This is a genomic window from Dactylosporangium vinaceum (assembly GCF_019904175.1).
GTDB lineage: Bacteria > Actinomycetota > Actinomycetes > Mycobacteriales > Micromonosporaceae > Dactylosporangium > Dactylosporangium vinaceum.
Genome location: NZ_CP061913.1, coordinates 8,466,515 through 8,487,401, shown reverse-complemented (window position 1 = coordinate 8,487,401; position 20,887 = coordinate 8,466,515). Strand labels below are relative to the sequence as shown.

Below are 20,887 nucleotides of genomic sequence, written 5' to 3'. Positions count from 1 at the left end.
GAGGCGCCGTCAGGCGACCGGGTGGACCTCGAGATCCGCGCAGGCGTCGGTGTCCCACGGCACCCGGGTCGGGGCGGTGTCGTCGGGTGGGGTCACCAGCAGGGCGGCGAACGCCGTGCACGCGCCGCCGTCCGGGTTGAAGGCCAGCGCCTCCGCGGTCGCCTCGGCCTTGCCGTTGGCCGGGATGGTGATGGTCCGGACCTCGCCCGCACCGCCCAGATAGCCACGCGGGGTTCGCTTGGCCTGGGCGATCTGGGCTCCGGACCCGTCAAGCGCGGCCACGCCCGGGTAGCCGGTCATCCGGCACGGGCGAACTCCGGCGTTGGTGAACACGAGCGTCAGGCCGCGGTGGGTGGAGCCGCCGCCGTGCGGGCTCGTCGTGACCCGCAGACCGGTCGCCGTACGGCAGGGCACGCTGGAGTCCGCCGGCGGCGGGCTCGAGGTGGGCGGCGAGCCCGTGTCCGCGGGCGAGCGCGTCGCGCGGGCCGAGCCCGTGGCGGAGGGCGACCCGGCGGCCGGCGGCGAGGTCGGTGCGACGACCGGGGGAGCCACCGACCAGCTGGCCAGCGGCGGCGGCTGAGGGGTCGGGGCCTGCGGCAACACGGCGAGTGTCACGGCGATCACCGCCGCGACCACCCCGCCGCCGGCCGCCGTGACCCGTGCCGCGCGCCGGCGGCGGGCCCGGCGGCGGATCGCCGCGACCGGTGGTGGTGCCGCGGCCCGGGCGGCCGCGTCGGTGAGCCGCTGGAGGTCCCGCTCAGACATCGTGCTCCGCCTCCTCCTGCAGTTCGGCGCGCAGCGCAGCCCGGCCGCGGGACAGCCGCGACTTGACGGTGCCGGTCGGGGTGCCCGTCTCCTGGGCGATGGCCTCGACGCTCAACCCGACGACATAGTGCAGCACCAGCAACCGCCGCTGGTCGGGTGGCACCTTGCGCAGCGCTGCGGCCAGGTTGAGCAGGCCCGGGTCCAGCTCCGGCGCGTCCGCCGGGGGACCGTGCCGGCGGTGTGCGGTGACGCGGTTGACGGCCTTGCGCCAGCTGCTCACGGCCACCCGGTATGCGACAGTGCGGACCCACGCCTCCGGGTCGGCGTACGCGCGCAGCCGGCCCCAGCGCTGCCAGGCCCGCGTGTACGCCTCCTGGACGGCGTCCTCCACCTCGCTCAGGTTGCCGACCATCGCATACAGCTGCCCGACCACGCGGCGGTAGGTGCCGGCGTAGAAGTCGTCGAAGTCGGCCGGCCCGCTCAGGCGCCACCCGCCTCCACCGGGTGCACCTGCAGGTCGGCGCAGGTGTCGGTGTCCCAGGGCAGCGTCGTGGACTCGGTGTCGTCGGGCGCCGTGACGAGCAGTTTGGCGTATCCGGTGCACGACGAGCCGTCCGCGGGCGCCGCCGAGCCCTCCACCAGCGCGGATACCCGGCCGCCGGCCGGAATGGTGACCGGCTGCACCACGCGCGGTCCGCCCAGGTAGCCGCCGAGCGTGCGCTCGGCCCGCCCGGCCCGGGCGCCGCCCGCATCGAGGGCATCGACGCCGGGATAGCCCTTGGTCCGGCACGGCGCGGTCCCGGTGTTGGTGAAGACCAGCCGCACGCTGCGGTGCGTGGCCCCGGCCTCCCCCCGGCCGAGCGTGACCGTGAGCCCGCTGGTCCGCCGGCAGGCCGCCGACGACGGCAGGGGCGAGGCCGACGGCAGAGCCGAAGACGAAGCCGACGCCGTCTGTACCGTCGCCGCGCACCCGCCCAGCAGCAGCACCGCCACAAGCCCAGCAACTCTGATCATCAGCACTCCTCACATCGGTGTATGCAGCGATCACGCCCGGCGTACCCGGACGGTTCCGCGACCGCTCTATCGGCAAGCCGACACAAAATCGAGCAACCGGCGGAGTGAGCACCGGCCCCGTCGCCGTTCGTCACCGCGGTCGGCGCGGTGGCGGTTCCAGCAGAACGCCTCCGGCCCGACGATTCGGGTCTGGCGTCGATCAGAGACGAACTGGGGCGCGCGCAATGACGAAGGTGGAGCGGCAGACGCATCTGGTATCCGGGTTCTTGCCGGAGCTCCTGGACGGCCTGATGGTCCCGGCCGTCGGGTGCGGACCGCACTGGCCGGCCGCGTGGGTCAACTGCGCGGCGCGGGCGCTGTCCGGTGCCCACGAGGAGACTCGGCTGGCTCCGATCCTACGCCCGTCCACCTGAGCAGACCCGGCCCCGAGCCGCGACGCTTTCCGCGGCGATGAGGCGTAGGACAATGGTGTCGCTCCGGTCCCTGGTGGCCGTCGAGCGCTGGCGGTTCCCTTCCGGGACGCCGGCATCTCGGTCTCGCGCATCCCAGTCCTTGCTCGGTGCGCTCCTGTCGCGTCGAGGCGATCCCGATGTTCTGCCCGCAAGCGCTCGCGCTGCGGGACGCGATCCACAAGCAATGCGAAGGAAACGTGAGCGCGATGGTCAACATCGCCAACGATCACAGCACCGCATCCCGCAACGCCACCGGCACCGTCGACCCGCCCACCGGGCAACGGGAGGTCGTCGGCCAGCGGCCCGCCATGCCCGGCGGCGCCATCCGGACCACCGGTGATCGCCGGACCTCCGGTTCGACGGCCCATGAGAGCGTCCGCTCGGCGACCGCCGCCCGGTATGTGCTCGCCGGAATCCGGCTGGCGCTGGGCTGGATCTTCTTCTGGGCGTTCCTGGACAAGGTTTTCGGGCTCGGGTTCGCCACCCCGTCGGCGCGGGCCTGGATGAACGGTGGCAGCCCGACCAACGGATTCCTGGGCGCGGCCAAGGGCCCGTTCAGCGGCTTCTACCACGCCATCGCCGGGACCGCCGGTGCCGACCTGCTGTTCCTGGGCGCACTCCTGGCCATCGGCGTGGCGTTGCTGCTCGGCGTCGGAATGCGGCTCGCCGCCGCCGGCGGCGCCCTGCTGACCGTCATGATGTGGACCGCCGTGCTTCCGCCGTCCAGCAACCCCTTCATGGACGAGCATCTCGTCTACGCCGCGATCCTGATCGTCCTGACCCTGCTCGGCGCCGGCAACACCCTCGGGCTGGGCCGCGCCTGGACCGCCCTGCCGCTGGTGCGCCGCACCCCCTGGCTGCGCTAGCCCGTGTTTCGTAACGGGTTGATGTTGCGGTGTGGCGGTGATCGATAACTGAGGAGGTCTCCGGTAGGTGGTTTAGCGACCAAGCAAAACCGAATACCAGACCGGAGACCTCGTGCCGAGCGTAGCGGCAGCGAGGCGCCATGACCTGACCGACGCGCAGTGGGCGGTGTTGGAGCCGTTGCTGCCTGTGTCGTGCGGTCGTGGGCGTCCGCGGAGATGGGCCAGCAGAGATGTGGTGGATGGGATCCGGTGGCGGGTCCGGACAGGGGTGCCGTGGCGGGATGTGCTGCCGGTGTATGCGCCGTGGCAGACGTTGTATCGGTGGTTTCGACGCTGGCAGCGCGACGGGACCTGGACTGAGGTGCTGGCGGCGTTGCAGGCCGTGGGTGACGCGGCTGGGAGCATCGAGTGGACGGTGAGTGTCGACTCCACGGTGAGCCGGGCGCACCAGCATGCGGCGGGCGCCCGCCGGGATGGGCACCTGCAGCAGGAGCCGCCGGGCGGGGTGCAGGACGAACCGGCGGATCATGGGCTCGGGCGTTCGCGTGGCGGGTTCACCACGAAGACGCATCTGGCGTCTGAGCAGGGCCGTAAGACCTTGGCGGTGGTCATCACGGCTGGTCAGCGGGGTGACAGTCCGCAGTTCGTTGCGGTCCTGGAACGGATCGCGGTGCGGCGGGCTGGTGGTGGCCGGTCAAGGAGCAGGCCGGATCTGGTCTTGGCGGACAAGGCGTACACGAGCAAGGGCAATCGTGGGTACGCGCGCCGGCGCGGTATCAGGGTGTGCATCCCGAGTAAGGCTGACCAGGATGCGCATCGCAAGGCCAAAGGGTCTAAAGGCGGGCGTCCGCCCGCCTTTGACCCGATCGTCTACCGGCTGCGTCACGCTGTGGAGTGTGGCATCAACCAGCTCAAACAGCACCGCGCCATGGCCACCCGTTACGACAAGCTCGCCGTACGCTTCGAAGCCACAGTCGTCATCGCCGCCATCAGCCAATGGCTCCGCGCCTTACGAAACACGGGCTAGCCACATCGGCCCGCAGACCGGGTCGTCCGTACCTCTCGGGCGGCTCCGTCGGGTCCGGCGCCTGGGCGATCGGACCCGACCGGGGCGGCCACATCAACCTGGAGAAGGTCGCCATGAACGAGCACCACGAACCGCAGGACCGGCGCATCGTCGTCGGGGTCGACGGCTCCGCGCACTCCAAGTCGGCACTGCGCTGGGCACTCACCCAGGCCCGGCTGATCGGCGCGGCGGTCGAGGCCGTCAGCGCCTGGCAGGACCCCGCGCTGGTCGGCTACTCCTTCGGCGGCGTACCCATCAGCTACGAGGGCGACAGCATCGCCACCATCACCGACAAGGTCCTTGCCGAAACGGTCGCGGAGGTCACCGACCGGCAGGAGCAACCCGTGCAGGTCCGTACCCGCGTGACGCGGGGACACCCCGCGCAGGTCCTGCTGGACGCGGCCGCCGGCGCGGACATGCTGGTCCTCGGCAGCCGCGGACACGGCACGTTCGCCGGAATTTTGCTCGGCTCGGTGAGCCAGCACTGCGTGCAGCACGCACCGTGCCCCGTCCTGGTCGTCCCGCAGCACGCCGAACCGTCCGAGTAGGTACGCCGCAGCCGGGCCGGCCCGGACGGCGGTGCTGACCGGCAGTCCAGGAGGAGCACCGAATGGTCCTTTCCCCCCCCCGCATCGAGGCCGTCACCGCGCCGTCGCGCAGCGCGGACCGCTCCGACACCGACACCGACACCGACACCGACACCGCGGAGACGGTCGACGAGCGTCGCCCGCTCGTCGACCTGTTCCGGGACCTACGGACGTCCCGGTCGGGGTTGTCGACCCGGGAGGCCGCCCGGCGTCAGGTTGTCTACGGCCCGAACACACTCACCCGCCGCGCTGCCCGGCGCTGGCCGCAGGAACTGCTCGGTCAGTTCACCCAACCCCTCGCCGTCCTGCTCGCGCTGGCGGCGGTCCTGGCCTGGTTCGGTGGGACCCCCGCCCTCGCGGTCGCGGTCGTCGCGGTCATCCTGCTCAACGCCGGCTTCGCATTCGTGCAGGAGATGCAGGCCGAACGGGCGGTGGAGGCCCTCGCGGCGTTCCTGCCCCCAAGGGCCCGAGTGATCCGCGACGGCGTCCGGTCCGAGGTCGCCGCCCGGGACCTGGTCCCCGGGGACGTGCTGGTGGTCGCGGAGGGCGACCGGGTCTGCGCCGACGCCCGCGTCATCGACGGCACACTGACGCTGGACCTGTCCGCACTGACCGGAGAGTCGCTGCCGGTGACGAGGTCGGCCGAGCCGGCGGACGGGGCCACGTCGCTGCTGGAAGCCGGCGATCTGGTGTTCAGCGGCACCACCTGCACCGGCGGTGAAGCGAGCACCGTGGTGACCCGCACCGGCATGCACACCGAACTGGGGCGCATCGCCGCCCTGTCGCAGCGGGGACCCGCGCAGCGCAGCCCGCTGGAGCGGCAGGTCCGTCGCGCGACCTGGATCATCGCCCTCGTGGCGGTCGTCGTCGGGGTGCTGTTCCTGCCGGTCGGGGTGTGGGCCGGACTGGGCTGGGCCGCGGCGATCAGCTTCTCCATCGGCCTGATCGTGGCCAATGTCCCCGAGGGGCTGCTGCCCACCATCACCCTCGCCCTCGCCGCGGGAGTGCGAGAACTCGCCGGCCGCGGCGCGGTGGTGAAACGGCTCTCGGCAGTGGAGACCCTCGGCTCTACGACGGTGATCTGCACCGACAAGACCGGCACCCTCACCGAGAACCGGATGCGGGTCACCCAACTGTGGCTGCCCGGCGCGGAGTACGACACCACTACCACGGTCGACGACGCCCGTGCCCGGGGGCTCGCCGCCGCCGCGGCGGCCTGTACCACCGCACAGGCTCAGAGCAGCACGCAACCGGCCGGGTCCGGTGACCCCACAGAACTCGCGCTGCTGCGTCTCGCCGACGAGCTCAAGGTCGCTGTCACACCCGCGGCCCGCGACGCGGCCGTGCGGGCGGTCTTCCACTTCGACACGCATCTCAAACGGATGTCGACCGTGACCGATCAGGCCGGAGCGCTGGTCGTGTGTACGAAAGGCGCCCTGGAGACCGTCCTGCCCTGCTGCACGCAGGTGCTGGACCCGCAGGGACCGCAGCTGCTCGACGACACCTTCCGCGGCGAACTGCAGCGGACCCTCGACCGTTACGCCGCCCGGGGTCTGCGGGTGCTCGCTGTGGCGACCCGAACCCTGGAGCCCGCCCGAGGGGCCCCGGCCGATCGGCAGCAGGCTGAGTCAGGGCTCACCCTGCTCGGACTGGTCGCGATGGTCGACCCGCCTCGCGACGGCGTCGCCGCGGCCGTCACCGACGCGCACCGGGCCGGAATCCGTATCCATGTCATCACCGGCGACTACGGCCCCACTGCCGGGGAGATCGCGCGGCAGGTCGGCATCGGCCACGACGGCCGGCGCATCATCGCCGGCGACGAGCTCGACCGGCTCACCGACGCCACCCTCGACACGATCCTCACCGGCAACGATGAAATCATCTTCGCCCGGGTCTCACCGGAGGCGAAGCTGCGCATTTGCGAGGCGCTGCGCGCCCAGGGCGAAACCGTGGCGATGACGGGCGACGGCGTCAACGACGCCCCCGCGCTGCGCCACGCGGACATCGGCGTGGCCATGGGCCGCTCCGGCACCGACGTCGCCCGCGAAGCCGCCACCATGGTCCTCACCGACGACAACTTCGCCACCATCGTCACCGCCGTCGACGCCGGCCGCCGGGTCTTCGCCAACGTCCGCAAGTTCGTGCTCTACATCTTCGCCCACGCCGTCCCCGAGGTCGTACCGTTTCTGATCTTCGCCGTGTCCGGCGGTGCGATTCCCTTGCCGCTCACCGTGCTGCAGATCCTCGCCATCGACCTCGGCACCGAGACCCTGCCCGCCCTTGCGCTGGGCCGCGAACCGGCCGAACCCGGGTTGATGGACCGGGCACCCCGCCCCCGTACCGCGGGAGTCATCGACCGGGCTCTGCTGATCCGCGCCTGGCTCCTGCTCGGCGGGGTCTCCGCGCTCCTGGTCATGGGCGGCTACCTGTTCACGCTGTGGCGGGCCGGCTGGCACCCCGGCGATCCCACAGGCGTCGGTACTGCGTTGCACCACGCCTACCTGCAGGCCACCACGATCACGTTCGCCGGCATCGTCGCCTGCCAGATCGGCACCGCGTTCGCCGCCCGGACGGACCGCGCGTCGCTGTTCACAGTCGGCCTGCTCACCAACCGGTTCCTGCTCTGGGGGATCGCATTCGAGCTGGTCTTCACCGCCGCGGTCATCTACGCCCCACCATTGCAGGACATTTTCGGCACCGCCGCTCTCAGCGCTGCCCAGCTGGCGGTCATCGCCCCGTTCCCGATCATCGTCTGGGGCGCCGACGAGGTGATCCGCTGGCTGCGGCGCAACCGTCACCACGTCGCTGTCCGGGGAACGTGACCTGCGCCGTGGATCTCTCGCGAGCCGGACCATCAATGTCCGGCGGCCTGGGCTCGTGGTGACGGCGCCGAGCCGCACAGATCCGGACGATGACAGCGACGATCCGGCCGGCGCCGACTCGTGACGATGGGCGATGCTGACGAACGTTTCGCCCCGGCTCGGCACCGGGTGCGGTTCAGGGCGACGAGTCTTTGAGGAGCCGGTTGAGTTGGTGGTCGTCCAGTGCGGTCCAGGCCAGAGGCTCGGCATGGCTGCCGGTGGGCTCGTCGTCCGACAGGGCGCAGCAGCGGGCCGGGTTCTGATGGCGGGGCTGGGCGTCGGACGCCGGTGCTGGGCGGAAGGCGCCGGGCGCGTGCATGCGGACGACCCAGCTGGTGAAGGCTACCACCGCGATCAGTACCAATATGATCATGTCAACTCCCGACCGAGGCGCGCGCGGGGCTTTCCCCGGACTGCACCGACAGACCTTGTGTCATGCGTTCGAATGCGGCGATGCGCTGCGCGATCGGTGAATGGGTGGCAGCTTCTCGACGTGTTGCCTGGTGACGTCGCGCTGCATGGTTTCGTCGATGTTGAGACCGCGGACGTGGCCGGTCTCGCCGTCGGCGGCGTGTGCCGCGGCGGAACGTCAGGGTGTGGCGGCGGCGGGGACGGCATCCGGGCACGGCAGCTGCGGTGTGGAATGCATGGGCGCGCATCGGACGGCCACCGGGGACCAGAGCGGTAGCTCCACCCTACGCTCGACGGCGCCGGTCCGGCAGTGGGGCCGGCGAGATGGACACGGTGAGCAGGGGGGCCGACGAGAACATTACCTTCAGACGGTGTGGTGTCCGGGTCGTCTGGACCTGTGCGCCGGTGCGTGATTGGCGTAGCGTGAAAGCAGGTATCGGATTGCGCAGGCTGACTCTGTCGAAATCCGTGTCCCACGCCACCGCCCAGACCCTTGCGGTTGATGACCAGTGATGTCCGGCGTTTCAGCAGCGATGTCCACCCTGCCGAGATGCCCGGCGTGTCCCCCCGTTTGGGGCGTGGATCCATGACCGCATTGGCTGTGACGACATCCGCCGTCACGCTGTCCGCAGGTCCCGCAGCAGCGATCGCTTGCTGGGTTCCTGCCGATGCCCGCGCAGCAGAACTCCACATCGTGATACGCCAGGTGCATGCCGGCCGGCTCATGCCACCCGGTCACCCCGACCGGGCCCGCCCGGCGGCCGGCGTCGGGGGGCCCCGGTGACCCCTGATCGTCGGATGCGTCTGTGGACGCTCGTGGCTGAGCAGGCCCGCGGTGGTGCCGCGACGGTTGAGCATGTGGGGGCGGTGAGTATTACGGCCAGTGGTGTGGATGCCGCCGCGATCACTGTGGTCCTCGCCGCGTCGCCCCGCGAGACCTTGTACACCAGCGACCTGGTCGCCCGGGACATGGAGGAGCTGACCACCACGCTTGGTGAAGGGCCTGGCGTGGACGGCCTGGCCGACGGTCCCGCGCTCGCCGGTGACCTGGGCGACGACGCCTGGCAGGCGCGCTGGCCGGTGTTCGCGCCGGCCGCCCTCGACGCCGGGGTGCATGCCGCGTTCGCGCTGCCCCTGCAGGTCGGCGGGGTCCATGTGGGCGTCATGGATCTCTACCGGGCCGACGCCGGGGCGCTGGAGCCCGACCAGCTGGCCGACACGTTGCTGCTGGCCGACACCGCGTGCGCGCTGCTGCTGGACGCCGCGACGGCCTGGACCGCCGATCGCCGGCCTGAGGGAGCCGCGCTGCAGCACCCGGAGGTCCACCAGGCCACCGGCATGATCATCGCGCAGGCCGGGGTCAGCGCCACGGTGGCGTTGATCCGGCTGCGCGCCTACGCCTACGCCAACGACCAGCGGTTGCGCGACGTGGCCGCCAGCGTCGTGGCCCGGCGGCTGCGGTTCCACCCCGACGCGGAGACTGTGGCCGGCGCGGGGGACGCCTGAGCGCCGCCGTGCACGATCCGCACCCCACCAACCGTCGTCCGATGAGATAACGAAGGTGTCATGAGATGGTCCAGCCCCTGCTAGCCGACGCGTTCGTGGAAATGGCCGACACGCTCGTCGACGACTTCGACCTGCTCGAGTTTCTGCACACCCTGACCGTGCGGTGTGTGCAACTGCTCGACGTCGACGCCGCCGGGCTGCTGCTCACCGACGGGCAGGGCACCCTGCAGGTGGTGGCCGCGTCCTCGGAACGCACCCGCCTGCTGGAGCTGTTCCAGCTGCAGACCGACCAGGGCCCGTGCCTTGACTGTTTCCGCACCGCCACGCCGGTGTCCGTCGTGGACCTGCCCACCGCAGGGCAGTGGCCCCGGTTCACCGCCGCCGCCGCCGAGGTCGGCTTCGCCGCCGTGCACGCCCTGCCCATGCGGCTGCGCCACGACGTCCTCGGCGCGCTGAACCTTTTCACCGTCGCACCCGGACCACTCGACGCTGAGAAGCTGCGTATCGGGCAGGCCCTGGCCGACATCGCCACCGTCGGGCTGCTGCAGCAACGGGCCATCCACCACCGTGACGTGCTCACCGAACAGCTGCAGACCGCGCTCAACAGCCGCGTCCTGATCGAACAGGCCAAAGGCCTGATCGCCGAACGCCTGCACGTCAGCCTGCCTGACGCGTTCGACATCCTGCGCGGCAGCGCCCGCAACCGCAACCGCCGCCTCGCCGACACCGCCCAAGCCGTCATCAACGGCACCGAATCACCACTCGACCCACACGCCGGCCAGGCATCCGCGCACCCCGGGCAAGCCGGCCGGCATCGCGCATCGCGGCCGGCCCCGCCCGCCGCACCCGCCGGCCCGCGACCCGGCGCGTCCTCGTGATGCTCGGACCGATCTACCGGCAGCTACCGGCAATCGCCATGTTTGCGCTCCCGGTCGGTCACCGGGTCGCGAAGCCGTGCGCGGTCAGCCCGTCCCGGCCTGGGACGGGCTGACCGGCGGTGCGTCTCTTCCCGGCCGTTCTGCCTACACGTCGGCGGTGGGTGCCGGGTGCTGCCGAAGGGGCGTGGTGTCGCTCACGAGACGGCGCAGGGCGCGCCGTTGAGGGCGAAGGCGGTCGGGGCGGCCGCGTTGCCGGTGTGCGTGGCCTGGAAGCCGATGGTCGTGGAGCCGCCCGGGGGCAGCGTGCCGTTGTAGCTGACGTTCGTCGCCGTCACCTGTCCGCTCGACGGGCTGTATGTCGCGTTCCACCCGTTGCTGATCGTCTGTCCACCGGGGAGGGTGAAGACCAGCGACCAGCCGCTGAGCGTCGCGCTGCCGCTGTTGGTGATCGTGATGTTCGCGGTCAGCCCGGTGTCCCACTTGCTGATCACATCCGACACGCGGCACGCGACAGGCACGCCGGAACCGGACGACGACGGTGACGGGCTGGGCGACGCGGAGCCGCTCGGCGACGGCGACGGGCTGCTGCTGCCGCCCGATATCCGGTACATGACCACCCCGTGCCCCGGGACGCTCGCGCTGATCGTCCCGGTGGTGCTGCTGACGGCCCCGGTCCACAGGTCGTTGAGGGTGTAGGTCGCGGAGCCGGTCTTGCCGACCGCGGCCGCGGTGGTGCTGATCGTCGCGGCCCCGGAGTTCTCGTTGAACAGCACCACCGAGGCGTCCCCGTTGGACAGGGGCTTGGTCAGCACGTGCAGGCCGCCGGAGGAGCTGACCTCCCGGCCCTGCTTGCCCAGCGGGTCCTGGTCGACCGCGATCACGGCCTTGTTGCCCAGGATGGACAGCGTGGTGGCGCTCGCGGTGACCAGGTTGTTGCCGGCCAGCAGCGGCGCGGCCATCTCCGCCCACAGGCTGAACTCGGTGCGGTCCTCCTCGGTGGACATCCCGCGCCCGACCTCGAGCATGTCCGGGTCGTTCCACGCGCCGGGGCCGGCGTACTGGGCGAGCGTCACGTTGCGCCGGTAGATGGACAGCATGCTGGAGAACGACGCGCTGATGTCGCCGGTCGTGCGCCACAGGTTGCCCACGTTGGCGCCCCACGTCCACGGGGAACTGGAGCCCCACTCGCAGATGCTGAACACGATCGGCCGCCCGGTCGCCGCCAGCGCGTCGCGCATCGCCGTGTAGCGGGCGATGTACTGCTGCTGGCTGGTCTGCCCGGCGTTGTTGCAGTTGTCGTACTTGAGGTAGTCGACGCCCCAGGACGCGAACAGCCGCGCGTCCTGCGCCTCGTGCCCCAGGCTGCCCGGGTAGCCCGCGCAGGTGGCGGTGCCGGCGTCCTCGTAGATGCCGAGTTTCAGGCCCTTCGAGTGCACGTACGCGGCGACGCCCGAGATGCCGCTGGGGAACTTGGCGAAGTCCGGCTGCAGGTTGCCGGACGAGTCACGGCTGTGCTGCATCCAGCAGTCGTCGATGTTGACGTACTGGTATCCGGCCGCGGCCAGCCCCGAGGACACGAACTTGTCCGCCGTCTGCCTGATGAGCGAGTCGGAGACGCTGCAACCGTAGGAGTTCCAGTCGTTCCACCCCATCGGCGGGGTGAGTGCCAGACCGTTGCCCAGCGCGTACGCCGGCCCGGCCGTGCGCGCACCGACCCACCAGCCCCCGACCGCGACCAGCAGCAGCACCGCGATCACTTCCGCGACCGACCGGCGCCGCCGCGGGACGCGGCGACGCGTATCGGACCGGGCCGACGGCTCCGCGCCGCCCGATTCAGGGGTACCCATAACAACCATGCGGACTCCTCGACGTGAGACGACGCCCCTCCGCGGCCCGGACCGGGGATCTGGCCGGCAACGGCCGGCCACCCGGGCGCCGACAGCGCCGATGCGGCCTGCGAGCGTCGCCGAGCCGCCGGTACCAGCGGCCATGACCTGCGCGAGCGTGATGACTGGCTGGCGATGTTAGCGCTAACAACAATGAGCGTCAATGAAGGTCGCGAGCGTGCCGCGCGCACTCGCCGGGCGGGCGGCGCTCGCGCCACCGCGGCCTGCCGTCCGGCCCGCGGGGCCGGGCCCCGGGGAGCCGTCCGATCCTGCTCGCCACCGATGAAAGTTACGCGGCCGCACCGGAGACCTCCGGTGCGGCCGCGGCTCGGGCCGGGCGATCCGGACGCTCACCCAGGTGCGGGCTCGGTCGGGCGGCGCCGGGCGGACAGGGCGAAGTACACGGCGACCGCCGCGAACAGCACGAAGGCCGTCGTCGCGTTGAACACCGCGATGACGGTGCTCGCGGCGTAGGCGGCCGGGCCGACGGCGGAGCGTCGCAGCGCGCCGCGCAGGCGGGTCCGGGCCCGTGGGTGCAGCAGGTCCCGGGCCCGGGCGAGCCGTATCCAGATGAGGGTGAACGTGCCGGACATCGCGGTCATGACCGCGCCGTACGTGATCGCGGCGGCGCTGCTCTGGCCGTCCGGCTCGCGGAGGTACTCGGCGAGCAGGCCCGTCGGCCAGGGCACGACCGCGACGAAGAGCAGCAGGAGGAGGTTCAGTTCGACAAGTGCCCGGTCGACGGTGCCGACCCCGTCGAGCAGGGCGTGGTAGTTCATCCAGACGATCCCCAGGGTGACGAAGGAGACGACGTAGGCGGCGTAGAACGGCCACTGCGGCAGCAGGTCGTGCCCCAGGTCGGTGCTGTGCAGGGGTACCGGCAGTTCGAGCACCAGCAGCGTCAGGGCGATCGCGAAGATGCCGTCGGCGAGGGTCCTCAGCCGCTCCGGCTGCATCACGCGGGCTTCGGCTGCGGGGCCAGGACCCGGAATGCGAGGTGCCGGCCGTGACCGCGGCCCATCGCAAGGGCGAACCAGACCCGGGTGAGCCCGTCGAGGGCGTCGGCGGCGGCCGGTCCGTCACCGAGCCACAACGGCCGTGGCCCCACGTCGGTGATGAGGCGCTCGACCGTGGCGCGATCGTCGCCGTCCGGCCCGGCATAGAGCATGTCGGGCCGTTCGCCGGCGACGTCGGCGACGAAGTTCTCCCAGCCGGTGATGGTGAAGGTGCGGAAGAGCCGTGCGCTGGGCAGCCGCTGGGCGAGGAGCGGCAGCTGATGCATGCGCGCGCCGCCGGGCGTGTTCGTCGCGTCGATGACGAGGCGGCCGTCGAGCTGCGGGCCGTTGGCCTCCAGCAGGGCGGGCAGCTGCGCCCCTGGTACGGCGATCGCGACGGCGTCGGCCGGGGGCAGCTCGCCGGTGCCGACGAGGCGGTGCTCGGCGCGGTAGGCGTCGTGCTTGCGATCGTCGGGGTCGCGGACGGCGACGCTCACGGCGTGTCCGGCCGCGGACCACGGGCGGGCGAGGGCGCGGCCGACCGGGCCGGCGCCGATGACGAGCAGATCCATGCGGTGCCTCCTGGTGGCGGGTCTCAGACGCCGAGCATGTCGATGATGAGGTGGGCCACGCGCCGGCCCGAGTACTGCTGCTGGCCCGTGACGAGCCGGCCGTCCCGGACGGCGAACGGTTTGAACAGGCCGGCCGAGACGTAGTTCGCGCCGCGTTCGCGCAGGGCCGGCTCCAGCCGCCAGGGCATGATCTCGACGCCGGTGGCGGCGTTGCCGTACTCCTCCTCGACGTCGCTGAAGCCGGTCACCGTCAGCCCGTCCACGAGGTACTCGCCCGAGGAGAGCCGCAGGTCGACCAGGGCGGCCAGGCCGTGGCAGTAGGCGGCCACCGGCTTCTCGGCCTCGTACACGGTCCGGATCGCCCCGGCCAGGCCCGCGTGGCCCCGGTAGGTGAACATCGGCGACTGGCCGCCGGCGACCAGCAGCGCGTCGCACCGGTCGAGGTCGAGGTCGGCGACCGCGGGCGTGTCGGCGAGCTTGGCGGCCAGCTCGGGTGTGTTGAGGAAGCCCATGGAGATCAGGTCCTCAGCCGACCAGCGGCTCGGGTCGCGGGGGTCCGACAGCGCGTCCGGTTCGACGCGGCCGCCGTCCGGGCTCGCGATCGTCACGTCGATGCCGCGCTCGGTCAGCTCGTAGTAGGGGTGGGTGAGCTCGGCCGCCCAGAACCCGACAGGCCATCCGTGCTGGTTGGTCGCCGGGTTCGCCACGACGATGACGACGTGCTTGCGTCGGGTGCCGATCTGATCGGTGCGCATGTGGTGGCTGTCGCCATTGCTGATCATGATGCTCCTCGGGTTCGCGCTGATAGTGCATGTAACAAACTTTGAATTCAAGCATTCCCGTCGAGCGGTACTGATTTACGCTTGCGTCATGGCTGGTGAGCGGGACTCCGTCGACGAGATCATCGACGGGTGGAAGGTCGAGCGTCCCGACCTCGATGTGCGGCCGGTCGGCATCGTCACCCGGATCGGCCGGCTGCGGGCCCGGCTCGACACCGAGCTGGCCGCCGTGTTCGACCGCTACGACCTCACCCCGGCCGACTTCGAGGTCATCGTCACCCTGCGCCGCTGCGGCGAGCCCTTCCGGCTGCCGCAGGCCCGGCTCATGACCCGGCTCGGGCTGACGTCGGGCACCGTCAGCGTGCGCATCGACCGCCTGGTCAACAAGGGCATCGTCGCGCGCGAGCGCGACGAGCGTGATGCCCGGGTCACCTTCATCGGCCTCACCGAACAGGGCCATCGCCTCTTCGAGGACGTCGCCCCCGTGCACCTGCGCAACGAGGACCGCCTGCTCTCCGCCCTCGACGACGGCGAACGCGACCAGCTCGCCGGCCTCCTGCGCCGGCTGCTGACGTCGCTCGAGCGCGACACCGTCGACGCGGCCCGGCCACTCGGCCTGCTGCTCGAGCCGGCCCCGCTCGCCCGGGCCCGGCGGGCCGCCGTGGGCCTCTCCGACGTGGCCGGACTGCTGGTCCTCGAGGTGTCGCCGGGCACCGCCGCGGCGCTCGCCGGCGTCGCCGCCGGCGATCTGCTGGTCGCCGTCGACGACCGGCCGACCCGCGATGGAGCGTCGCTGCACGCCGCCCTCGCGGCCGCGCGCGCCACGGCGACGCTGCGCCTGCTCCGGGGCGACCGTGAGGTGGCCCTGACGATCGCCACCGCCGACCGCTGACCGCGGATCCCCGACCGGAGCGGCCCCTGCTGAGCGCCAAGCACGCGGTGAGCCCGCGGATCGGCCGTCAGTCCGCCGTATCGGCTGCCGGCTGATCGAGCGGGATGGTGGCCGTGATGGTGGTGCCGTGCGGGGTGGTGACGATGTCGAGGTGACGGGCGAGCTGCCGGACGATCCACAGGCCGCGGCCGCCGAGGGCGGTGATCGGCACCGGGGTGCGGCCGGCGTTGTCGGGGTCGGTGATGCCCGGGCCGTGGTCGCTGACCTGGCAGATGATGTCGCTGCCGGTGCGCCACACGGTCAACCGGCCGGCGCCGCCGCCGTGGCGCAGGACGTTGCCGGTCAGTTCACCGACGATGATGAGCAGCGCGTCGATGGTGGGCTGCGGCAGGCCGGCCGCGTCGGTGTGGGCGCTGACCGCGGCGCGCACGGTGTACAGGTCGCCGACGGCGAACGGCTGCTCGAGCTCCACCGTCGGTGCCGGCGCCCGCTCGGTGTCCGCGGCGTTCGCCGACGACGGCCCGGTGCTCGGCCGGGGTGGTTCGGGCGCGGTCACGGCGTCACGCGTACCCGCAGGCCGGGAACGTCAACCGCGCCCGCCAGGCGCAGGACCGTGGCGGGCAGCGTCCCGCACGACACGTGCATGGTCCGGGCGGCGGGAAGTTCGTGGGCGGCCTGGATGATCGCCGCGGCGCAGGCGGCGTCGAGGTAGCGCACCCGGCGCAGGTTCACGTGCGGGTGCTCGTCCAGGCGCAGTGTCTCGGCCAGCGCGGTACGCAGCTGCTCCAGGTGGCCGGAGTCCAGCTCGCCCGCGGCGCGGATGCCGGCCGGGCGGTACTGGCGGCAGATCCGCAGCAGCGGGTCCTCGTGGTAGACCTGCGCGGCGACGGCCTGGCTGTGCACGTCGGCGGCGAAGGCGAGCGTGACGGGGTCGAAGCTGCCGCGGTCATACTCACACAGCGTGGTCAGCCGCCCGTCGGCCACACCGTCGCGGTACCCGTCGGCGACGTCGCGTTCGAAGCGCAGCAGCTCGTGCGCGGCGGTATGCGGCCGGACCGCCCAGCTCATGTCGGCGGAGACCCGCAGACCGGCATAGCCGTCATCAGCGGCGGCTCGCAATTGCACCCTGAGCACCTCACCCATGTGTTGCGCCGTCCCGATGTCCACCCCCAGCCACGCTGACGCGCAGTCGGTGATCCGCAGCTGACCACGGCCGACCGCGTCGGCCGCCTCGATCCCGCGCTGGCCGAGCTCATCGGTCAACGCGTCCGGTGCGACGGCATCGGTAAAACAGAGTACCCGCTGCCCCTCGTCCAGCCCGGCGGCGACGAACACGGCGAGCAGGTCGAGACGCTCGTCAGGGTCGCTGAACGTCAGGCAGGCGTGCCCGCCCGCCTGGATGTCTGCGACCTGCGTCGGCTGCCCCACCGGCACTCCTTCCTGGCGCTCCTGCCCCGCGAGAAGGCGATACCCAACCGGGCCCTGTGTCATTCCCGCGACGCGGACGGGGCGCCGGAGCCGGCGAGCGACTCCGGCGCCCCGGGCCGGGTCAGCCCTGCGTCGTGTGCAGGGTGAGCGTCTGCGTGCTCAGGCCGCTCTTCGGGTGGTTGTCCCCGACCGCCCACAGGCTCGACGGGCCGCTCCTGGCCACGCCGAACAGCGCGCTGCCGGCGGTGCCGAGTGCGGGCAGTGCGGCGCGGGTCCAGGCGGTGCCGTCCCAGTGCTCGGCGAAGGCGCCGCTGCCGTCGATCCCGACGGCCCATGCATCGTTTCCGGACACCGCGGCGACGCCGGTGAAGGCGAACGCCGCGCTGGGCGTGGTGGGCAGTGGCGTGCCGACCTCGGTCCACTGGGTGCCGTTCCAGTGGATGGCGTACGGCTCGGCGCGGGTCACGCCGTCGTCACCGGTGCGGGAACGCTGACCGGTGGCCCAGACGTCGTCGGCGGCGACGGCCGATACCGCGACCGGGAACGCGTTGCTCTCCCCGGTGCCCAGCTGGGCCGGTTTGACCACCGACCAGGCCGTGCCGTTCCAGTGCAGCAGCAGCGTGGCGGAGCCGCCCTGGAAGTACTCGCCCACGGCCCAGATGTCGTCGGCCGACACCGCCGTGACGGCGTGCAGGAAGTTGGACTCCGCCACCTGGCGCGGCACGTCGGGTACGACCGACCAGGCGCTGCCGTTCCAGTGCTCGATCAGGGGCAGGTTGAGCGAGCTGTTCGAGTACCAGCCCACGGCCCACGCGTTCGCCGGCGACAGCGCGGTCACGCCCTGGATGGAGGCGCGCAGCGAGTCCGGCGGCACGGGCAGGGCGACGCTGCTCCAGGCAACGCCGTTCCAGTGCTCGGCCAGCAGCGCCTGACCGTCGAACGACTCGCCGACGGCCCAGGCGTCGTCGGCCGCGTCGGCGCTGATGCCGCGGAGCATGATGTCGGCGGCGCCGGCCGGGGTCACCGTCCAGGCGGTGCCGTTCCAGTGCTCGATCAGGGGCCGGTCATTGTGGCTGCTGGTGGACGTGTTGGAGAACCCGGCCGCCCACACGTCGGTGTCGGACAGCGCGGACACGCTCACCAGCTCGTTATGGGCGAAGGTACCGGTGGTGACGTTGACGCTCTTCACCACCGACCACATGGACCCCGTGCCGGCCGCGCCGGCCGCCGACGGCGCCGCGATGACGGCGGCCGCGATGGCGGCCAGGGCCGCCGGGAGGAGAGGTGGTCTCATGCTGTGATTCCCTTCCGTAGGAACAACTGGGTGCGCTTGCTGATACGGAACGGGGTTACAGGCGGTGGGCCGGGCCTCCATCGCCCGGCCGCTCAACGTGTTTGACCTTGTCCGATAGGGATGGTCTCCGACCGATGTGTGCTGCTTGTCGGCCACGCACCGACGGCGCACTCCTGGACGCGATGCGGGCGGCGACGTTCACGATGAGCGCCCCGGACAGGTCTTGCCGACCTCGAAGGGGCTCGGCTCAGATCGCTCCTGGAGGGCCCGGCAGGCGGGCCGCCCGCCGGGTGAGGTACCGCCGCTCGGGCAGGCTGGCGGTCATCCGCGCGGCGCGCAGGTAGCAGTCGCGGGCGGCGGCCGGGTCGCCGGCCAGTTCGAGCAGGTGGGCGCGGACGGCGTCGAGGCGGTGGGTGTGGCTGAGGCGGCCGTCGTGGTCGAGGGTGCCGAGCTCGGCGAGGCCGGCGACGGGGCCGTGCACGGCGGCGACCGCGACGGCGCGGCTGAGGGTGACGAGCGGACCGGGGGCGACGCGGTGCAGGACGTCGTAGAGCGCGAGGATCTGCGGCCAGTCGGTGTCGGCGGCGGTCGGTGCTTCGTCGTGCACGGCGGCGATGGCGGCCTGGATCTGGTACTGCCCGATGGGCCCGGCGCCCAGGGTGCGGGCGAGCAACGCCTGTCCTTCGGCGATCGCCGCGGTGTCCCAACGGCGGCGGTCCTGCTCGGCGAGCGGCACGATCATGCCGTCGGGGTCGGTGCGGGCGGTGCGGCGGGCGTCGGTGAGCAGCATCAGGGCGAGCAGCCCGGCGGCTTCGCCGTCGCGGGGCCGCAGCCGGTGGAGCAGCCGCGCGAGACGGATCGCCTCCCGGGCCAGGTCGGGCCGGTGCAGATCGGTGTAGCCCTCGTTGAACAGCAGGTAGAGCACGTGCGCGACCACGGTGAGCCGGGCGGGCAGCTCGGCGGCGCCGGGCAGTGCGAAGCGCGCGCCGGCGTCGCGGACTCGTTGCTTGGCGCGGCTGATCCGCTGGGCCATCGTCGCCTCCGGGACCAGGAACGCCGCGGCGACCTGCGCGGTGCTCAGCCCGCCGACGGCGCGCAGGGTGAGGGCGAGCTGTGACGGTGGGGACAGGACCGGGTGGCAGCACAGCAGGAGCACGGTGAGGGTGTCGTCCGGATTGTCCGGTGGCTCGTTGGCCGGGTCGACCGCGGCGGCGGCCTCGCGGCGGCGGCGGGCGCTGTCGGTGCGCCATGTGTCGACAAGTGCCCGGGCGGCGACGGTGCACAGCCACGCCGTGGGCCGTTCGGGTATCCCGTCGGCCGGCCACTGGACGGCGGCGGCGAGCAGCGCTTCCTGTACTGCGTCCTCGCAGGCGTCGAACTGCCCGTGTCGGCGGACGAGCACGCCGAGGACCTGCGGCGCCAGCCCGCGCAGCAGGTCCTCAATCGCTGTGGTCATCGTCAATCCTCGGCGGCTCAGTCCTGGGCGGGTGGCTCGTCCATGACGCGGCGGACCTCCATCGGATACTCGGTGACGGCGACGACCTGCGCCGCGATCTGCAGCGCGCGCTCGTGGCTGCAGTCGAGGATCCAGTATCCGGCGAGGGACTCCTTGATCTCGGCGAACGGCCCGTCGGTCGCGGCGGGCGCGCCGTCGGCGAACCGCACGGTGGTCGCCTGGGTGGGGTCGGTCAGGTGGCGGCTCTCCACGACCTCGCCGGACGTGCGCAGCTCGGTGTCCATCCGCATCATGGCGGCCTGCATCCGCTCGATCCAGTCGGGGCTGCGCTCGGCCAGTGAGGCGCCGAGTCCGCCGAACATCATGATCATGTACTTCACGCCGGGTTTCCTCCGTTTCGTCGTGCCCGCGTCGCGGGCGTCGGGCCTCAGTCGGAGCCGCCGTCGTCGTTCTCGACATCCCCGCCGACATTCTTTCCCGCCGCCCGGCTGCGGAACTGCCGTTCGGCCGGGTGCTCGAAGCGGGCGTGTCAACCCCATCGGCGCTGCCGCGTTCATCGTTCTGTAAGGGTGTGGTCCTCCGGGCCGGTCGTATGCTTGGCCCGCCCTTGTAGCGCGGACGGAGTGGCCATCATGGTGCGTCGGCTCGGTTTGCTGTTCGTCGTCGGGATCCTGTTCGTCAGCGGCTGCGGGGCGGGTGGGGGCGGTACCACACCGGCAGCTCAGGCGCCGAAGGCGAGCAGCGCGCCGCTGGACTTCTCGGCGACCACGCTGGACGGCAAGGCGTTCGACGGCCGATCGCTCGCCGGCAAGCCGGTCGTGCTGTGGTTCTGGGCGCCCTGGTGCCCGGTGTGCCTGCAGCAGGCGCCGGGCGTGCGGGCGGCCGCGGAACGCTTCGGTGACCGGGTGGCCGTCGTCGGTGTCGCCGGGCTGGACAAGGCGGAGGCGATGCCGGAGTTCGTCCGGCTGGCGAAGATCGAGTCGATCACCAACCTGTCGGACGAGCCGGGTGTCGTGTGGAAGCACTTCGGCATCACGGCACAGAGCACGTTCGTGCTGATCGACGCCTCGGGGCGGGTGACCGGCCACGGCACGCTGCAGCCGGACGAAATTCCGGACAGGGTGGCGGCGCTGCTGGAGAGCCGGTGACCGCGCACCGGGCCGAGACGCCTCCTGAACG

The 20,887-nt window shown here is 72.1% G+C and carries 21 protein-coding genes; 8 read left to right on the top strand and 13 right to left on the bottom strand.

Features of this window, described 5'->3' with window-relative positions; all coding sequences use genetic code 11:
* Window positions 1-9: 9 nt before the first annotated feature.
* The 3 genes from Dvina_RS38020 to Dvina_RS38010 form a co-directional block, all read right to left on the bottom strand.
* On the bottom strand, window positions 10-765 hold the full coding sequence (locus Dvina_RS38020; protein WP_223094461.1) for a DUF4232 domain-containing protein: 756 nt from the start codon (window positions 763-765) through the stop codon (window positions 10-12).
* Complete coding sequence (locus Dvina_RS38015) at window positions 758-1,177, bottom strand: RNA polymerase sigma factor (protein WP_246656637.1); 420 nt, start codon at window positions 1,175-1,177, stop codon at window positions 758-760. Before Dvina_RS38015 ends, Dvina_RS38020 begins: the two co-directional genes overlap by 8 nt.
* 68 nt (window positions 1,178-1,245) lie before the next feature.
* On the bottom strand, window positions 1,246-1,779 hold the full coding sequence (locus tag Dvina_RS38010; RefSeq protein WP_223094459.1) for a DUF4232 domain-containing protein: 534 nt from the start codon (window positions 1,777-1,779) through the stop codon (window positions 1,246-1,248).
* Between the two features lie 658 nt (window positions 1,780-2,437).
* Here Dvina_RS38010 and Dvina_RS38005 point away from each other — a divergent pair.
* The 4 genes from Dvina_RS38005 (at window position 2,438) to Dvina_RS37990 (ending at window position 7,572) form a co-directional block, all read left to right on the top strand.
* Window positions 2,438-3,097 carry a DoxX family protein gene (locus Dvina_RS38005; RefSeq protein ID WP_223105940.1) on the top strand — a complete coding sequence of 220 codons (660 nt, stop codon included), beginning with the start codon at window positions 2,438-2,440 and terminating at the stop codon, window positions 3,095-3,097.
* Between the two features lie 112 nt (window positions 3,098-3,209).
* Window positions 3,210-4,124: an IS5 family transposase gene (locus tag Dvina_RS38000; protein WP_223094457.1), complete on the top strand. Its 915-nt coding sequence runs from the start codon at window positions 3,210-3,212 to the stop codon at window positions 4,122-4,124.
* Between the two features lie 113 nt (window positions 4,125-4,237).
* A complete protein-coding gene (locus Dvina_RS37995) occupies window positions 4,238-4,711 on the top strand; it encodes a universal stress protein (RefSeq protein WP_223094455.1) in 474 nt (157 codons plus the stop codon).
* Between the two features lie 62 nt (window positions 4,712-4,773).
* On the top strand, window positions 4,774-7,572 hold the full coding sequence (locus Dvina_RS37990) for a cation-translocating P-type ATPase (RefSeq protein WP_223094453.1): 2,799 nt from the start codon (window positions 4,774-4,776) through the stop codon (window positions 7,570-7,572).
* A gap of 175 nt (window positions 7,573-7,747) precedes the next feature.
* On the opposite strand, the gene Dvina_RS37985 is transcribed toward Dvina_RS37990, so the two are convergent.
* Window positions 7,748-7,984: a hypothetical protein gene (locus Dvina_RS37985; RefSeq protein WP_223094451.1), complete on the bottom strand. Its 237-nt coding sequence runs from the start codon at window positions 7,982-7,984 to the stop codon at window positions 7,748-7,750.
* 836 nt (window positions 7,985-8,820) lie between these two features.
* Between Dvina_RS37985 and Dvina_RS37980 the strand changes: the two genes are divergently transcribed.
* Both Dvina_RS37980 and Dvina_RS37975 read left to right on the top strand, forming a co-directional pair.
* Window positions 8,821-9,528 (top strand): ANTAR domain-containing protein, encoded by a 708-nt coding sequence (locus Dvina_RS37980; protein WP_223094449.1) that lies wholly within the window; start codon window positions 8,821-8,823, stop codon window positions 9,526-9,528.
* 65 nt (window positions 9,529-9,593) lie between these two features.
* Window positions 9,594-10,406: a GAF and ANTAR domain-containing protein gene (locus tag Dvina_RS37975; protein WP_223094447.1), complete on the top strand. Its 813-nt coding sequence runs from the start codon at window positions 9,594-9,596 to the stop codon at window positions 10,404-10,406.
* Between the two features lie 194 nt (window positions 10,407-10,600).
* On the opposite strand, the gene Dvina_RS37970 is transcribed toward Dvina_RS37975, so the two are convergent.
* The 4 genes from Dvina_RS37970 to Dvina_RS37955 form a co-directional block, all read right to left on the bottom strand.
* Window positions 10,601-12,163, bottom strand: coding sequence for a cellulose binding domain-containing protein (locus Dvina_RS37970; RefSeq protein ID WP_380030701.1), 1,563 nt, complete (start codon window positions 12,161-12,163; stop codon window positions 10,601-10,603).
* 479 nt (window positions 12,164-12,642) lie between these two features.
* Window positions 12,643-13,248 (bottom strand): TMEM175 family protein, encoded by a 606-nt coding sequence (locus Dvina_RS37965; protein WP_246656635.1) that lies wholly within the window; start codon window positions 13,246-13,248, stop codon window positions 12,643-12,645.
* Window positions 13,248-13,859: an NADPH-dependent F420 reductase gene (locus tag Dvina_RS37960; protein WP_223094441.1), complete on the bottom strand. Its 612-nt coding sequence runs from the start codon at window positions 13,857-13,859 to the stop codon at window positions 13,248-13,250. Before Dvina_RS37960 ends, Dvina_RS37965 begins: the two co-directional genes overlap by 1 nt.
* A gap of 23 nt (window positions 13,860-13,882) precedes the next feature.
* Complete coding sequence (locus Dvina_RS37955; protein ID WP_223094439.1) at window positions 13,883-14,641, bottom strand: type 1 glutamine amidotransferase domain-containing protein; 759 nt, start codon at window positions 14,639-14,641, stop codon at window positions 13,883-13,885.
* Between the two features lie 88 nt (window positions 14,642-14,729).
* Here Dvina_RS37955 and Dvina_RS37950 point away from each other — a divergent pair, with 88 nt between their 5' ends.
* On the top strand, window positions 14,730-15,530 hold the full coding sequence (locus tag Dvina_RS37950) for a MarR family winged helix-turn-helix transcriptional regulator (RefSeq protein WP_223094436.1): 801 nt from the start codon (window positions 14,730-14,732) through the stop codon (window positions 15,528-15,530).
* Between the two features lie 67 nt (window positions 15,531-15,597).
* Here Dvina_RS37950 and Dvina_RS37945 read toward each other — a convergent pair whose 3' ends face one another.
* From Dvina_RS37945 to Dvina_RS37925, 5 genes are all read right to left on the bottom strand, one after another.
* A complete protein-coding gene (locus Dvina_RS37945; RefSeq protein WP_223094434.1) occupies window positions 15,598-16,086 on the bottom strand; it encodes an ATP-binding protein in 489 nt (162 codons plus the stop codon).
* The gene (locus tag Dvina_RS37940; protein ID WP_223094432.1) at window positions 16,083-16,958 is read right to left on the bottom strand and encodes an MEDS domain-containing protein; all 876 of its coding nucleotides are present in this window, start codon (window positions 16,956-16,958) and stop codon (window positions 16,083-16,085) included. The genes Dvina_RS37945 and Dvina_RS37940 overlap by 4 nt, the downstream gene beginning before the upstream one ends.
* Window positions 16,959-17,079: 121 nt before the next feature.
* A complete protein-coding gene (locus Dvina_RS37935) occupies window positions 17,080-18,252 on the bottom strand; it encodes a hypothetical protein (protein WP_223094430.1) in 1,173 nt (390 codons plus the stop codon).
* 247 nt (window positions 18,253-18,499) lie between these two features.
* Complete coding sequence (locus tag Dvina_RS37930; protein WP_223094428.1) at window positions 18,500-19,708, bottom strand: RNA polymerase sigma factor; 1,209 nt, start codon at window positions 19,706-19,708, stop codon at window positions 18,500-18,502.
* A gap of 17 nt (window positions 19,709-19,725) precedes the next feature.
* A complete protein-coding gene (locus Dvina_RS37925; protein ID WP_246656634.1) occupies window positions 19,726-20,079 on the bottom strand; it encodes a YciI family protein in 354 nt (117 codons plus the stop codon).
* A 261-nt stretch (window positions 20,080-20,340) separates the two neighbouring features.
* Between Dvina_RS37925 and Dvina_RS37920 the strand changes: the two genes are divergently transcribed.
* Window positions 20,341-20,856: a TlpA family protein disulfide reductase gene (locus tag Dvina_RS37920; RefSeq protein ID WP_223094424.1), complete on the top strand. Its 516-nt coding sequence runs from the start codon at window positions 20,341-20,343 to the stop codon at window positions 20,854-20,856.
* Window positions 20,857-20,887 lie beyond the last annotated feature (31 nt).

What these genes read in the sequence shown, in the direction of transcription:
- Dvina_RS37965 (WP_246656635.1), bottom strand. Translation starts at nt 13,248, where the DNA reads ATGCAGCCGGAGCGGCTGAGGACCCTCGCCGACGGCATCTTCGCGATC.
- Dvina_RS38020 (WP_223094461.1), bottom strand. Translation starts at nt 765, where the DNA reads ATGTCTGAGCGGGACCTCCAGCGGCTCACCGACGCGGCCGCCCGGGCC.
- Dvina_RS38005 (WP_223105940.1), top strand. Translation starts at nt 2,438, where the DNA reads ATGGTCAACATCGCCAACGATCACAGCACCGCATCCCGCAACGCCACC.
- Dvina_RS37960 (WP_223094441.1), bottom strand. Translation starts at nt 13,859, where the DNA reads ATGGATCTGCTCGTCATCGGCGCCGGCCCGGTCGGCCGCGCCCTCGCC.
- Dvina_RS37955 (WP_223094439.1), bottom strand. Translation starts at nt 14,641, where the DNA reads ATGATCAGCAATGGCGACAGCCACCACATGCGCACCGATCAGATCGGC.
- Dvina_RS37985 (WP_223094451.1), bottom strand. Translation starts at nt 7,984, where the DNA reads ATGATCATATTGGTACTGATCGCGGTGGTAGCCTTCACCAGCTGGGTC.
- Dvina_RS38010 (WP_223094459.1), bottom strand. Translation starts at nt 1,779, where the DNA reads ATGATCAGAGTTGCTGGGCTTGTGGCGGTGCTGCTGCTGGGCGGGTGC.
- Dvina_RS37935 (WP_223094430.1), bottom strand. Translation starts at nt 18,252, where the DNA reads ATGAGACCACCTCTCCTCCCGGCGGCCCTGGCCGCCATCGCGGCCGCC.
- Dvina_RS37975 (WP_223094447.1), top strand. Translation starts at nt 9,594, where the DNA reads ATGGTCCAGCCCCTGCTAGCCGACGCGTTCGTGGAAATGGCCGACACG.
- Dvina_RS37990 (WP_223094453.1), top strand. Translation starts at nt 4,774, where the DNA reads ATGGTCCTTTCCCCCCCCCGCATCGAGGCCGTCACCGCGCCGTCGCGC.
- Dvina_RS37930 (WP_223094428.1), bottom strand. Translation starts at nt 19,708, where the DNA reads ATGACCACAGCGATTGAGGACCTGCTGCGCGGGCTGGCGCCGCAGGTC.
- Dvina_RS37925 (WP_246656634.1), bottom strand. Translation starts at nt 20,079, where the DNA reads ATGATCATGATGTTCGGCGGACTCGGCGCCTCACTGGCCGAGCGCAGC.
- Dvina_RS37980 (WP_223094449.1), top strand. Translation starts at nt 8,821, where the DNA reads ATGCGTCTGTGGACGCTCGTGGCTGAGCAGGCCCGCGGTGGTGCCGCG.
- Dvina_RS38015 (WP_246656637.1), bottom strand. Translation starts at nt 1,177, where the DNA reads ATGGTCGGCAACCTGAGCGAGGTGGAGGACGCCGTCCAGGAGGCGTAC.
- Dvina_RS37995 (WP_223094455.1), top strand. Translation starts at nt 4,238, where the DNA reads ATGAACGAGCACCACGAACCGCAGGACCGGCGCATCGTCGTCGGGGTC.
- Dvina_RS37950 (WP_223094436.1), top strand. Translation starts at nt 14,730, where the DNA reads ATGGCTGGTGAGCGGGACTCCGTCGACGAGATCATCGACGGGTGGAAG.
- Dvina_RS37920 (WP_223094424.1), top strand. Translation starts at nt 20,341, where the DNA reads ATGGTGCGTCGGCTCGGTTTGCTGTTCGTCGTCGGGATCCTGTTCGTC.